Source organism: Dyadobacter sp. UC 10, assembly GCF_008369915.1.
Lineage (GTDB): Bacteria > Bacteroidota > Bacteroidia > Cytophagales > Spirosomataceae > Dyadobacter.
In genome coordinates this window covers 48,889-64,739 of record NZ_VSRN01000001.1, presented here as the reverse complement: position 1 = coordinate 64,739, position 15,851 = coordinate 48,889, and the positions used below count along the sequence as shown (strand labels likewise).

Annotated in this window: 6 protein-coding genes; all 6 read left to right on the top strand. The window is 47.7% G+C overall.

The genetic code is table 11. The features are described from left to right. Window position 1 precedes the first annotated feature (1 nt). The 6 genes from FXO21_RS00215 (at window position 2) to FXO21_RS00190 (ending at window position 15,847) form a co-directional block, all read left to right on the top strand. Entirely contained in the window at window positions 2-1,732 is a 1,731-nt protein-coding gene (locus FXO21_RS00215) for a RagB/SusD family nutrient uptake outer membrane protein (protein WP_149638207.1), read from the top strand. Between the two features lie 88 nt (window positions 1,733-1,820). Beyond that, complete coding sequence (locus FXO21_RS00210; RefSeq protein WP_149638206.1) at window positions 1,821-4,697, top strand: PVC-type heme-binding CxxCH protein; 2,877 nt, start codon at window positions 1,821-1,823, stop codon at window positions 4,695-4,697. 46 nt (window positions 4,698-4,743) lie between these two features. Then, window positions 4,744-5,895 carry an FG-GAP repeat domain-containing protein gene (locus tag FXO21_RS00205; protein WP_225865499.1) on the top strand — a complete coding sequence of 384 codons (1,152 nt, stop codon included), beginning with the start codon at window positions 4,744-4,746 and terminating at the stop codon, window positions 5,893-5,895. 633 nt (window positions 5,896-6,528) lie between these two features. Beyond that, window positions 6,529-9,714 carry a SusC/RagA family TonB-linked outer membrane protein gene (locus tag FXO21_RS00200; protein ID WP_225865498.1) on the top strand — a complete coding sequence of 1,062 codons (3,186 nt, stop codon included), beginning with the start codon at window positions 6,529-6,531 and terminating at the stop codon, window positions 9,712-9,714. Between the two features lie 14 nt (window positions 9,715-9,728). After that, entirely contained in the window at window positions 9,729-11,546 is a 1,818-nt protein-coding gene (locus tag FXO21_RS00195) for a RagB/SusD family nutrient uptake outer membrane protein (protein ID WP_149638204.1), read from the top strand. 167 nt (window positions 11,547-11,713) lie between these two features. After that, on the top strand, window positions 11,714-15,847 hold the full coding sequence (locus FXO21_RS00190) for a hybrid sensor histidine kinase/response regulator transcription factor (protein ID WP_225865497.1): 4,134 nt from the start codon (window positions 11,714-11,716) through the stop codon (window positions 15,845-15,847). Window positions 15,848-15,851: the final 4 nt, after the last annotated feature.

Genomic DNA, 15,851 nt, shown 5'->3' with positions numbered 1-15,851 from the left:
TATGAAAAATATTAACAAATATACACTGTTGTTTAGCCTGGTTTTGCTGTTGACACAATGCCAGAGTACGCTTGATGTTCAACCGAAAGGGATCATCACAGAGGACCAGCTTACAGAACCAAAGCATATAGACGGGTTGGTTACTGCTGCCTACGCGTTCATTCCAAGAGCCCATGCCTTTAACACCATGAACCCCTGGATCGCGAGTTTCCGTTCCGACGATGCCTACAAAGGCGGAGGCGGACTGGATGACCAAACGCCCTGGTTCCAGATGGAAACATACTCACTGGTAAATGCCAATGTTGGCAATAATGACGGGGTTTGGTTTAGCGGATACAGCGGAATTTCAAGAGTAAATACCGCCATAAACGCTATTAACAGGATGGACGAAGCGAAGTATCCGCAAAAAGCCCAGCGTATTGCAGAAATGCGGTTTTTGAGAGGTTGGATTCACATGAAACTCAAGAGAATATACAGGTGGATTCCTTACGTGACCGAAGAAGCCACAAACGAAGATATTGCCCGAATTGCTAACAGACCCGATGGAGCAACAACAGATATGCCGATCTGGCAAAAAATTTATGACGATTTGAAATTTGCAGCCGACAACCTGCCCGAAGTCCAGGCAGAAAAAGGCAGGATCAGTAAATTCGGCGCGAAAGCTTTTTTAGCTTATACGGTTCTCTGGATGGCATACCCGCAAAATGAGCAGAACCAACTGACCACCATCGATAATGCCAAGCTTACCGAGGCATTAGCGCTGGTGAACGAAATTATTGATAGCGGTAAATACAAACTGGCTACGGATATAGCTGAGAATTTCATGCTTGAATTTGACAATGCATCGCCGGAATCGTTATGGGAGTTACAGTTTACGATCAATGACGGTACGGTCCGCGGTAATTTGAATGAAGGAAATGGCCTGACCGCTCCCTGGTGGAACCCGTATTTTAGTTGCTGCGATTTTCACAAGCCATCCTATAATATGGTCAATGCATTTAAGGTCAACTCAGGTGGTTTCCCCATGTTCAATACGTTTAACGATGAAAACATTACTAACAAAAAGGAGTACTTTGCAAACAATACCTGGGATCCACGACTGGGTCACACGGTAGCGATTCCGGGGCATCCCTGGAAATACCAGAAGATCATGTTTGACAGTTCGGCTTCAAGGCAACCTGCTGTTTATGGTTATTTCCACTCCATGAAAGAAAATGTTACAACCGACAGCCCGGGCTTATTCAATGAATTCTGGATGTTCAATTCCAAAAATCAGCTCGAAATCCGCTATGCTGAGGTCTTACTTTGGAAGGCGGAGATCCTTATTCAGCTAGGACGACATGCAGAAGCGATGCCCATTATTAATCAGATCAGACAACGCGCGGCCAACAGTACGGCCAGGCTGAAAATGCCGAATGGCACTTTCCCGGTAAAATATAAAGTTGCGCCTTATGTAGAAGGTGCTGGTGTAAAATGGGATAAGGAATTTGCCTGGAATGCGTTGATGTGGGAAGTAAGACTGGAAATGGCCATGGAAGGCAGGCGGTTTTTTGACCTTGTGAGATGGGGTATTGCAGCCAAAACCTTAAATGCTTATCTGGATGTTGAAAAGAAACGGCGCCCCTGGCTGAATGTGGCGAAATTCACGGCTGGCAGAGACGAGTACCTGCCGATTCCGCAGGCTCAGATAAACTGGTCAAGAGGAGTTTACAAACAGAACCCGGGCTATTGATTTATTACGTCTGCCCGTCTCAGGCAGGCGTAATAACGCTTATATTAGTAATACAAATGCTTTTTAATGCTCTATAAATGAATCCGCTATGCGTCAGGTAATTACAAATTTTTTCACGCTTCTTTTTTTCGTCAGTTTGACGGGACTTCCTAAACCGCTTTTAGCGCAAAAGCCCAAAGCTGCCCCAGCCAAAGCCGACACAGCAAAATTCGACCGCGACTATGCGCTGGAAGCAACTATGTTAGGCTTTTTCGGCCCGGACGGCGCCCGTAACCCGACATTGAAGGCCAACAAAGGCGACAAAGTCCGTATCAAAATCACCAACGGCGAGCTGATGACGCATGATATTGCCCTGGAAAAACTCGGAATCAAGAGTAAGGTAATCCTGGAAAAAGGGTCGAGTACCAGCATTAATTTTATAGCGGAGCAAAGCGATACCTATTTCTGTTCCGTGCCAGGGCACCGCGCAGCTGGGATGGTGGGCAGTTTTGAGGTGGTGGAGGGGAATGTCGATGAGAAGACGATTGCGGGGCAGTTGCCCATGAAAGACGGCCAGCCGCTGAACCTGAATTTTGAAACCGGGACATTGAAAGACTGGACTGCGACGGGTGACGCTTTTGCCAACCCATTGTTTAATCAAGACCCTTCACCTGTGCATGAAAAAGAACTGAAGATCGGTTTCGACGGGAAGTACTTTTTGAGCAGCGGCGGGAATACCAACTACAAATTAACCGGAACATTAACTTCCGCACCATTTAAAGTAACGCAGCCTTTTGCCGCATTCAAAGTATCCGGCGGCGCGTTGCAGGATACGCGCGTTGAGCTGGTTCTGGCTGGCACAGACAGCGTCATTTATCACATTACAGGGCAGGGGCGGGCAACATTGCAGCCAGCTGTTGTGGATTTACAGAAATATCTCAACCAGGAAATTTTCATCAGGATTATTGATAATGAGACCGGTATATCGCAAATCCCGTACATACCCAATGATAAATGGGCACACATTAATTTTGATGAATTTCTTTTCTATTCAAGCCGTCCCGAGTTTGGTAATGAATTGAAACAGGAGGATATCATCATTCTCCCTCCATTGGATCCAGTTTTGAACGCGGGGCTTTCGGGTGAAAAAGCGGCTGCTGCCATGACGCCCCCAAAGGGTTTCAAAGTAACACTGGCAGCTTCCGAACCGGAACTTGTAAAACCCATTGCATTTACAATTGACGCAAAAGGCAGACTTTGGGTGGTAGAAGGACGCACTTATCCGGTACGTGCTCCGGAAGGACAGGGCAGGGACAGGATTTTGATATTGGAAGATACAAATGGCGACGGAACATTAGACAGCAAGAAGGTTTTTACAGAAAACCTGAACCTGATCAGCGGAATAGAAGTAGGAATGGGCGGTGTTTGGCTTGGTTCCGCACCTAATCTATTGTTCATCCCTATTGATCCGAAAACAGATAAGCCTGCCGGCCCTGAACAGATTTTGCTGGATGGCTGGGGTTTGCACGATACGCATGAGGTATTGAACAGTTTCAGATGGGGGCCCGACGGCTGGCTGTATGGAACGCATGGTGTTTTCACGCATTCGGTAGTAGGAAAACCGGGGACGCCTGAAGCAGACCGGGCAAAAATCAATGGCGGCGTGTGGCGGTACCACCCGACCCTGCACAAGTTTGAGGTTTTTGCAGAAGGATCGAGTAATCCCTGGGGCATTGATTTCAATGATTACGGGCACCCGTTTATCACTGTGTGCGTGATCCCGCACATGTATCACGTCATCCAGGGTGCACGTTACCAGCGCCAGGCCGGAAAACATTTCAATCCGTACACGTACGATGATATCAAGACCATTGGTGATCATGTGCACTGGCTGGGAGAACGCGGTCCGCACGCGGGCAACTTCCGTTCTGCCGCCGCCGGTGGGGGCCACGCGCATGCAGGGGCGATGATCTATCTGGGCAACAGCTGGCCAAAAGAGTATCGCAACGAGATTTTCATGAACAACATCAATGGTGCGCGTATGAATATTGACCATTTCGAGAAGAAAGGTTCAGGTTACGTGGCGCAGCACCGGCCGGATTTCATGGCGATGAACGATTCGTGGTCACAATGGCTGAATTTCAAATATGATGCTAGTGGGTCAGTCTGGGCGATTGACTGGTACGATAAAAACCAGTGCCATAGTCCTAATCCGGATGTGCATGATAAAACCATGGGCCGCATTTTCAAGATCACGCATGAAAACGACAAGTGGGTAAAAGTGGACCTGACCAAGGCGTCGGATATGGAACTGGTTAATTATCAGCTGCATGATAACGATTATTACGTCAGACAAGCACGGACGATTTTGCAGGAGCGCGGGGCGAGTAAGAAAGTGCACAAGGCATTGAAAGAAATCCTGGCTAAAAATCCTGACGTAACCCGTAAGCTCCGGGCATTGTGGACACTTCACGTCACGAAAGGATTCACGGACCAGGATCTGATGGCATTGTTGGCTAATGAGAATGAATACATCAGAAGCTGGTCCATTCAACTGCTGACGGAAGACAAGCAAGTCACGCCGGAAGCCTTGAAAAAATTTACAGAAATGGCACAGAACGATAATTCCCCCATGGTAAGGCTTTATCTGGCATCGGGAATGCTTCGGCTTGATCCGGCGCAGCGCTGGGATGTGGTGGATGCATTAATGCAGAAGGAAGAGGATAAGAATGACCATAACCTGCCATTAATGGTCTGGTATGCGGCCGAACCACTGGCAGCATTGGATATGAAGCGGGCACTTCAAATGGCCGAGAAGGCGAAATTGCCGAAAATCCTGCCTTACACCATTCAGCGCGTGGCTGCAATAGGTACGGAAGATTCGAAAAAGGTTTTAAAGGACCTGAATCAAAAACTGGGACAAAGTGGCTCGCATGAGAACCACGAAAGCCAAATGCTGATTGGTAAAGTGCTTGATGGAAAGTAGGATAAACGATTTGATAACCAGGATGATATATATAAAAACTGTTTTCGTGTCAGGTCTGTTGGCCGCCGCCATTCATGTAAGTGCTCAGACGGGCGTAAGCACAGGTGACTTTAAAAAAACGAAGATCACCGGTGACTTTATTTCGGAAGGAGCAGCCGTGGCAGATCTGAATAAGGATGGCAAGCCAGACATTATAGCCGGCTATTATTGGTTTGAGGCGCCATCCTGGACCAGGCATGAAATGGCGCCTTCACGGGTTTTCGATCCAAGAAAAGAATACAGCAACTCATTTCTGAACCTGGGAATGGATGTCAATCTGGATGGTTGGGAAGATGTGGTCATCGTTGATTTTCCTGGAAAACCGGGGTTTTGGTTTGAAAATCCTAAAAATAAAGCGGGAGAATGGAAGAAACACATGATTGACGATTCCGTTGGAATTACCAATGAGTCGCCGGGATTTATCGATATCGACGGGGATGGAAGGCTCGATATTCTTTGCGGTGATAAAGACAAAAAGCAGATCATCTGGCTCAAAGCGCCGGTAAAGAAGGGCGACACGAAATGGCAACGCTTTGCTTTAAGTGAGGAGAATGTGCCAGGATCAGAAACTTTTTCACACGGGATCGGTTTCGGGGACATCAATATGGATGGCAGGAACGATGTAGTCGTCCGGGAGGGATGGTTTGAAGGAAATGGTGATATCAAAGCCGGAAACTGGAAATTTCATCAGGCTAATCTGGGCGAGCCGTGTTCTCACATGCAGATCCTGGATGTAAACGGAGATGGAAAAAACGATGTGATCAGCGCCTCGGCACATGCGCTGGGCGTCTGGTGGCACGAGCAGGTCGACGAAGGCGGCAAGATCAATTTTGTGACACATTTGATGAGCGAAACCACTGCGCAAACGCATTCCTCTATCATGGCGGATCTTAATGCTGATGGTAGGAGGGAGTACATCACCGGAAAGCGCTTTCTCGCGCATCACGGGCGCGACCCCGGCGACAGCGATCCTGCAATACTTATGTATTTTGACCTTGATCCCAAAAAACAACCTTACTTCAAGGAGCACGTAATCGATAAGGATTCGGGTGCCGGATTGAACATTGTGGTTATCGATATGAATGGTGATCAAAAACCAGACATAGTAACAGCAAATAAGAACGGTGTTTATTTATTCGAGAATATGATTGCGGAGTAAGGCATTGCCAGGAACTGGATTTTAACCTTGGTATAAATTCAGCTCCTGGTAAATATTGTTATCCCTTCACATACCGATCCTTTCAGTATTGTCAAATCTGACAACAGCATTTCTCCCTGAGGTTCGAAGTAATTTGCGGTAAGCCATCTATCTTAGAATACAGGATATTGATGTGGCATATTACTGTAAAAAATCGCTGTTATATCAGCGAATCCATTGGTAACTATTTCATGCCTTTTCTGGATCATAAGAAGTTGAAAGCGAAGTATTTAAGCCTGGATTCATAGAGCCGCCGGACCGGCAGCTGGTCCGGAAAAGCAGGTGATTCAGTTTATTAAGCAATAAGGAGAAGCTTGTAAGCCGTAGCTAATCGCTACGGCTTATTTATTTAACATGGGAAAGGGCAAAATGTAACATCAGCAATGATTTGTGTAACATTTATCGCGGATTAATTGCATTATATAAATATATATTTGTGCTCGGTTGTGCTGAAAAGCGACTTTATTCATTTGTGTATCAGTTTAACGATGAATAAACGCTGGCTTTTCCAGCATCTGACTGCTGCTACGTGCGTAACGTACCAATGGGTTGTCGCGTAAAAAATGCTTCTATCACCTTAAATTCATTTCTGCTATGAAGGAAAAATTACGGTTTTTTTTACAATTGTCATTTCTACAATTAACATGCCTGATTGCGGCTTCCGACTCGTTCGCCGCGGCTTCTTCTGTTGTATTTGACGGAAGTGTTCGGGCGCAGTCAGTTGACAGGAAATTGAGCGGCAAAGTCTCTGATGAGGCAGGCCAGGGACTTCCCGGGGTTAATGTGACCGTCAAAGGCACTACGCGCGGCACATCCACAGACGCGAACGGACTTTACTCCCTGGAATCAGTGGATGACCAGGATGTGCTGGTTTTCTCATTTGTGGGCTATCTGGCCAAAGAACTTGCGGTAGGTACGGTAAGCAAGCTGGATGTCGTTCTGGCTCAGGATACAAAGGCATTGGAAGAAATTGTGGTGGTGGGTTACGGTACCCAGAAAAAAGCCACGGTTACCGGGTCGATCAGCAGCATTAAAGGTGATGCCATTGCGGAAGTACCGGCACCGAATATTTCACAGTCTCTGGCTGGACGTGTGGTAGGTGTAAGTATGCGGCCCAATGGCGGGCAGCCCGGAAAGGATGACCCGGATATTCACATTCGCGGCATTGTGACAACGGGTAATAACCGGCCGCTTGTCGTCGTGGATGGTGTCAGAAGGGACAATATCAGGCAGGTGGACCCGGCCAGCATAGAGACCATCACGATTTTGAAGGATGCGGCGGCTGTGGCGCCGTATGGTATCGGCGGTGCGAACGGTGTAATTATGATCACCACCAAAAAGGGCAAAACCGGAAAACCACAGGTGCGGATTAGCTCGTCCTACGGCTTCCAAAATCCGACCTACCTGCCCGAAATGCTGTCGGCGAAGGATTACATGGCGTTGCAGAATGAGGCTTATCTGAACCAGACTCCTGGCGGGGCCAGTCTTCCAAACGATCCGGAACTTGTTAGAAACTACGATCAGCTGCATGCGGAGGACCCGTGGAAATATCCGAATTCCAGCTTTGTCGATGTATTTAATAAGAATGTCCCGGTACAAAACCACGGATTGGAACTGAGCGGCGGCACGGAGAATGTCACATATCATGCGGGTGTAAGCTATTTCGACCAAAAAGGTATTTTCGACCCGGTAGGTTACAGGCGTTATAACTACAACCTGAGCCTTGAAATGGCAGCAACCAAGACTACGAAAGTAGGTATGTCGCTGTTTGGAAGCGTTGAAAACACAAAAGATGTAGATGCCGACGAAAGCACTTCTGGCCACCTTTTCCGCAGCTTTTACAAGTTTTTACCTACTCAGAGTCTGTTATATCCCGAGGGTGATAAATGGGGCGAATCGTCGGCCAACACGCCGATCGGCGTGTTACGGTCTGAAGGGTATAGACGCACCAATGGAAGCACGTTGCTCGGTAGCTTGTTTGTCGAACAGCAAATTGCGAAGGGTTTGAGTGCCAAGTTGGTGTTCAGCTATGATCCCTGGCAGCAGAACGTGAAATTGTGGCACGTGCCGTTTGTCTATCACAAGATTGACCTTTCGCAAAAACCTTATACGTACTCCGAAGCTATTTCTCTTCAGGAAGGAAACGGCAGACCGTTCAGATGGCTGGGATTGCAAAACCAAAAGCGGACCAATTACACTTATCAGGCTTACCTGAACTACAACCGCACATTCGGGCCGCATGCGATAACCGGGTTGCTGGTGATGGAAGCCCGCAAGACCAAAGCAGATTCAATGGCTACCCGTCGTAATAATTTCGCGATCGGAATCGATGAATTGAGTTTCGGTAGCTCCGATAAACTGGATTACGATAATGCCGGTGTATCGTCCACGGGATCGGAATTGGGTTACGTATATAGAATAGGGTATACATATAAAGACAAATATATTCTCGAAGCGGCCGGACGTTACGATGGTCACTACTACTTTGCACCGGGCAGCAGATGGGGTTATTTCCCCGCATTCTCGGCTGCCTGGCGGGTTTCGGAAGAGAATTTCATGAAAAACTTCCGTTTTATCGACGAATTGAAAATCAGAGGATCTTGGGGTAAGGCTGGTATGCTGGCCGGCGGGCCTTTTCAATACCAGTCAGGATACGATTTGAGAGGAGCTGCCTATGCATTCGGCAACGGTTCACTGGTTCAGGCATCGAGAGTGCCGCGTGAAGCCAATTCGAAGATTACCTGGGAAATTTCAACAAAAACAGACATTGGATTTGACCTGAGCATGTTGAATTCGCTGCTGACCGTAGAATTTGATTACTTCCATGAAAAGCGGACCGGAATGCTGCTGGCACCGCAGGTAACACTGCCCGTCGAATACGGACTTTCGCTTTCGCAGGAAAATAAGGGAAGAATGAGTGCCAATGGCGTGGAATTGAACATCGGAACGCGCAAGCGGATTTCCAAGGACCTGGACTTTTCTTTGAATGCCAATGCCAGTTACGCTATCAACCGGATGCAGGAAGTTTTCCAGACCGACGCTGAGGCCAATAACCCTAACCGTACGCTGGTTGGAAGACAATTTGGAACACCATACGGATTCAAGTCGCTTGGATTGTTTCAGTCTGCGGAAGACAAAAACGGGGACGGAATTGTAGGGGCGGCGGACGGCTACAATGTTGTCCAATTCGGTGAACTGCACCCTGGCGACATTAAATACGCTGATTTGAGCGGCCCCGACGGCACACCTGATGGTCTGATCGATAATTTCGATCTGACTGTGATCGGCAATCCCGTTTATCCGGCCTTAACATTCGGCCTCACGCCCAGTGTCAACTGGAAGGGGTTTGATGTGAGCTTGTTCTTCCAGGGCTCCGGAAAATCGAGTATCAGTGTAAGACAATTTATGACTGTTCCGTTTGAAAATAATGGCAGCAACACGGGCTACGAATACTACGATAACCGCTGGACGCCTGAAAACCAGCATGCGAAGTATCCCAGATCGACCCCCGCGCCTTATGCAAACAACACAAAGGATTCGGATTTCTGGTGGGTTAATTCAAGCTACCTGCGCCTGAAAACGGCCAGCATTGGATATACGATTCCGAAGAGCGTGCTGGGTAAACTCAAAATGAGCTCAGCCAGGGTTTACTTTCTCACGCAAAACCTGTTTACGATCAGCAAGATCAAGCACATTGATCCGGAAATGGGCTATACCGACCGTGAGACCGCATATCCTGTGATGAAAGCAAGCACATTTGGAATTGATCTGACATTTTAATGATAACCAATACAATGAAAGCAGCTATAAACTACTTTAAAATCATAGGTATGGGCATTTTGATGCTTGTGCTACCCGTATCGTGCGATACAGATGAGTTCTTGGAAAACGCCAACAAAGCCAATCTCACGGATCAAACACAATGGGAATCCGAAACCAATGCCGATGTTTTCCTGAATGATGTGTACAGTGAAATTCCCAACAAGCTGAACCAGACGGAGACACTGGACTATTTTAGCGACGATTACAACATCAGCCATTATTACACGGCTTCCAACTGGCGGCAGGGTGTGACCCAGATCCCGTCCAGCAGCACGGACAATCCCTGGGGCGGAACGCAGGGGCCGACTTACGGTTATACCTGGCAGAATTTTTTCGTCAAGATCAGGAAGTGCAACACGTTTATGCAGAAATTAACTGAGAACAAAGCCAACTTTTCAGAAGCGTATTTCAACAAACGCATTGACGAAGCCCGGTTCCTGAGAGCATTCTTTTACAGCGAATTTTTTGTTCAGATAGGAGGCTTGCCGATCATTAAGGAGCCTTTGGACAGAAATACAATGAGCCCGGAAGAGCTGTTGAGACCGCGGAATACATTCCAGGAAACGTTTGATTTCATTGTAACTGAGCTGGATCAGATTTCGAAAAATGAATACCTGGCCGTCAAATACAATTTGTCGGACAAGGAGGCCGGCCGGGCTACATTGGGAGCTGCGTTAGCCGTGAAAGGCTGGATCGAGCTTTTCGGTGCAAGCCCGTTGTTCAATACTTCTACACCTTATCTAACCGATGCAGAGAAGTTCGTTCATTTTGGTAATTATGATCCTGCGCGCTGGGCGAAGGCTGCTGCTACTAACAAAGAGTTTATTGAAAAATATGGTAACGGGAAGAATTATAACCTGTTTGCCGATCTAAAAAACCTGTTCAGGGCCAGCAATGAGTACAATTCGGAGGTAATCTGGGACCGGCAGGTGGTAGCCAACGTCGGCGGAATGGGTTCCAGCTACGAGCAGCGCGGCGGTCCGACTTACGTGCTGGGCGAATACCGGTCGTGGGGAAATTACAATCCGACACAGGAGCTGGTAGACCAGTTTGCGATGGCCAACGGAAAGCCGATCACCGATCCGACTTCGGGCTATAATCCTCAGAAACCTTATGTAAATCGCGAAAAGCGCTTCTACGATGCCATCGTTCACGACGGAGCGATATACAAGCAGGAATGGATGCCCCGCGCCGACACGATCTACACGCGAATTGACGCAACCTATCCAAATCCTGACCGGACAAACCAGATCGACCTTGCAGGGAAAACCGACGTGGGCGATTCGGGATATTACCAGAAAAAACGATTGAACCCTGACGCGGCGCCGGGTAGCGATGCCAGCGGACAAAACTATATTTTCTTCCGCTATGGCGAAATCCTCCTGAACTTCGCGGAAGCGCAAAACGAAGCGAGCGGCCCGGATGCTTCCGTATATGACGCGATCAACAAGCTACGCGCCCGGTCGGAGCTGCCTGCACTTCCCGGCGGCCTGTCCAAGGAAGCAATGCGTGCTGCCATTGCGCGCGAGCGGAGGGTTGAACTCTGCTTTGAGGACAAGCGCTTTCTGGACAACAAACGCCTGGCTATGGCAGCTACTGTCATGAACAAGCCACGTCACAATATGGTGATCCGGAATTCGGTGCCTGCGAACAATTCGGGTGTTTGGGTTTACACCGTAGAAGAGGAGAAAAAATACAAAGTGAAATTTGAGCTCAAACAGTATATGAGCCCTATTCCGCAAAATGTGCTCGATCAGAATCCCGGTATCAGACAAAATCCCGGATATTGATGAATGCCCGCCGGAAGCCTGCCTGAACATCGGCAGGCTTCCGATCGGTAACATACGCCATGACTTATGTAACATTGTGCCGGTACTTATAGTATTATGCCCACATATATTTGTTTTCTGTTGTAAATCAGGACGAAAAGCAGTTAACAGTAACAACAGCATGTAACATGACCGCAGTCGATCGGCATATCGGGGAAGACAACTACAAGGCAATAATGACAGAGAAGCGCGCATCATACCATTTAATGCTGTTGATGCGAATACTGGTCGCCTGGTTATGTTTCCTGTCAGATGTATCCGGGCAGTCCGCCAAACTTTTCAGTGTTGAAAATGGACTGTCGAGCAGCATGGTCACTGCGGTTCATCAGGATCGTAGTGGCTTCATATGGGTAGCTACCGAAGACGGGCTGAACCGTTTCGACGGGATAAAATTCACCGTGTACCGGCAGGATAAGGCAAATGGCGAAGGCGTGTCCAGTAATTTCATCCAGGTCCTTTTCGAAGACCGGGCGGGAAGAATGTACACCGGCTCGCTCCACGGCCTGCAATATTATGACCCTGCCACGGACTCCTTCCGCACCATACCCCTTATGAATGGGCAAAGTAAAATGGCCAGCGTGCGGGTACTGGCGATCTGCCAGCGAAGGAACGGTGATATTCTGGTAGGTACTTCCGGGCATGGCATATTTAAGGTCGGGCATGACGGCAGGCAACTCTGCGCGAAGCCGATACCCTTGCAGGTTCCCAGCAATCTGATTATTCAATTGTTTGAAGACAGCGATCGTAATCTCTGGGTGTCGACAGAAGACAGAGGGCTGCTGCGGTTTGAGGACACTTCTTTAAAATCCAGCAAAGCTTACTTTGTTTCCAAAAGAAGCCAAAACAACATCATAACAAGCCTCTGCCAGGACAAATATGGCCGGGTGTTTGCCGGAAATATGGTGAGCGGTCTGTACCAGTACAGCACTACGAATGATATCTTTCAACCAGTCCCGTATGACGAAGCCGATAATCTGCCCATTGCTGATCTGACGGTCAACGACAACGGGCAGGTACTCATCGGGACGAGGGGGAAAGGAATGAAATACTTCGATTCTGTGTCCGGTAAGATCCTCGATATGAACCACAATGTGGACACATTTGATTTTACAAAGTCGAAAGTGTTTTCAATTTGTGAAGACAGCTCGGGTAATACGTGGGTAGGAATTTATCAGAAGGGCTTACTGCTGCTGGGCGTCAATACCAACCGTTTTGGCTATATGGGTTATAAGTCGGCCAGTGACAACGCTATCGGTTCGAGTGCCGTGAAAGCGTTATTTGAAGATAGCAGCAATACAATTTGGGTAGGAACAGACAGTGATGGCCTGTATGGATTGCCTCACGCAGTTAAATCAGGTGTTCATTACGTCAAAAGCAAGGATAACCCTGCTGCACCGGAGAATGTGATGGTTGTTTTTGAAGATTCCGAAAGAAACCTCTGGACAGGTTCCTATCTCAGCGGGCTATCCAAACTGGACCGCAAAACCGGGAAGTTTAGCCATTCTGATAAGTTGACAGACAAGAATGGAGACAATGTGCAGCGGGTTTTCGACATCAGGGAGGATTCAAATAAACGGCTTTGGGTCGCCACGATGGGCTCCGGGATTTTTTGCATGGACCTCCGCACGGGGGCAGTTGAAAATCTGGATGCTTTACCAGGCAGGATCAGCCTTCCGAACGAAAATTTCCTTCCCAATAGCTGGGTCAATTGCTTACTGATTTCCAAGGACAACAAACTTTTTATCGGCACCTTCAACGGGCTTGCTTGCCTTGATCTGGAAACCAAGAACTTCGTATCCACATTCTCCGTAAACAGCCTTCTGAAAGGAGTGGTGATTTATTCGCTCTTTGATGACGATAAGGGAAATTTGTGGGCCGGCACTTCGCAGGGACTGAAAAGGATCGCCCGTGCTACCAAAGTGATCACCACATTTGATATGGGCGATGGCCTGCCCAGCAACCTGATCGGTGCTGTAAGAGGCGATAAGGCCGGAAATCTTTGGCTGAGTACAAACCGCGGCCTGTCAAAAATGGACTTGAAAACCAATACGTTTGTCAACTTTTACTCAGCCGATGGATTGCAGGGAAACGAATTCAGCCAGGGGGCCTTAATGGTAACCAAAAATGGGGAATTCTACTTTGGCGGGATCAATGGCATTACCTTTTTCAAGCCCGAGGAAATACGAATGTCCACCAAGCGGCCTGCGGTTCGAATTGTGGACCTGTTTATTCATGATAAGGCGGTGAAAAAGGGTATGAAATCCGGGGGCTATATGATCGTCGATACGACCGTAAGCAGCGCGAAGGAATTTAATCTTGCCCATCATGATAACTCGTTCAGCCTTGAATTTTCGACGATGGATTTTATCGACGCGGAACGCGTTTCTTACATGTATGCCATTAACGATAACGAATGGACAGCGCTGCGGGCCGGTACCAACAGGCTGACATTCGATAATTTAACGCCCGGGAAGTATCAATTCCGGCTAAAAGCAAAATACAGCCAGACAGATTCCGAGCAAACGCAGGTGGCCATCATCATACATCCTGCATGGTACTTCTCGGTTTGGGCGTGGATCGCATATTCCCTGTTTACGCTATTGGCAGCCATTTATATTTTCAAAACATATAAAAACAGGCGGCTGGTAAAAAAGGAAATGCTGGCACATCTGCGCCGGGAAGAGGTTAATGAAGCAAAGCTTGAATTCTTTATCAATATCGCACACGAAATACGTACACCGCTTACATTGGTGGTCAGCCCGCTCCAAAAATTGCTGGCGCAGGATTACAATGCGGAAAGGATGCATTTGTACGAAATTATGGGTCGTAATACCAAACGTATATTGGACCTGGTCAATCAGCTGATGGACATTCGTAAAATTGAGAAAGGCCAAATGTCTTTGCAGTTTTCGAGCGTGGAAATGGTCGATTTTACTAAGGAAATATGTTTGCTGTTTGAAGAACAGATCGAGACAAAGAATATCGATTTTTTGATGGATATGCCTTCGGAGAAGATCTTCGCTCACATTGATCCGCTCAATTTTGATAAGGTTTTGATCAATGTCCTTTCCAATGCTTTCAAATTCACGCCCAAAGGAGGGAAAATCCGTGTTTCAATTTCAATCACAAACGCCCGTACTATCAGTGGAAGACCTGAACTGATCATCGCGATGGAAGATTCGGGCGCATTTATTGATGAAAATGAAACGGAGCGCATCTTCGACTGCTTTTACCAATCCGAACAACACCGTGACTATAACAGGTACGGAACGGGAATCGGCCTTCATCTTGTGAAACAATTGGTAGAACTGCACGGCGGAAAGATCCACGCAGAAAATATGGTAGAAGCCGGCTGCCGGTTTGTGATCTCCATGCCGGTTGAAAAGGTGGAAACAGTAGAAATCGATCCGATCGGTAAAATGTTGGCGGCAGATCAATTGTCACCGGAAACCGCAGCGGACGACGGGCATAGAAACAAGCCGAGGAAAAAAGCCAAACGCCTGGTGATCGTCGATGACGACAGCGAGATCTGCAACTATCTGACAGACGAAATGTCGGGCGAATTCACCGTATTCGCTTATGCGAATGGCGAGGAAGCATATAGAGCTATTTTAAAAGAAATGCCCGATCTGGTGGTCAGCGACGTGATGATGCCGGTTATGGATGGTATGACCCTTTGCAAAAAGTTAAAGGCGAACCCGTTGGTAAACCACATCCCGGTTATCCTGCTCACCGCCAAAACAGCAGAATCGACCAATGTGGAGGGGCTCGAAATGGGAGCGGACGCTTACATTACCAAGCCCTTTAACATGCAGATATTAATGAAGACAATCAATGGGCTGATCAGAAACAGACAGATACTTCGAAACAACGATAATGAGCAGCATTACCAGGAGGAATTCATTTCCCGGATAAATATGAAGGCTTCGGAAGAAAAGCTGCTGGAAAAGGTACATCTGTTTATTGACAAAAACCTGGCAAACCCCGACCTGAGCGTGGAAATGATCTGTAATGAAGTCGGGATCAGCAGGGTGCATTTACATCGCAAGCTCAAAGAACTGACCAATCTGACAACCCGGGATTTAATCCGCAACATCCGACTCAGGCAGGCAGCGGATTTGCTGACGGTGAAGGGTTTGATGGTTTCTGAGGTTGCATTTGCCGTTGGGTTTGCCAATGTAAACAGCTTTTCGGTAGCTTTCAAAGAGTTCTATGGGGTGTCGCCAACAGTGTTTGCGGAGAATTACCTTGAAAAAGCATAAACCA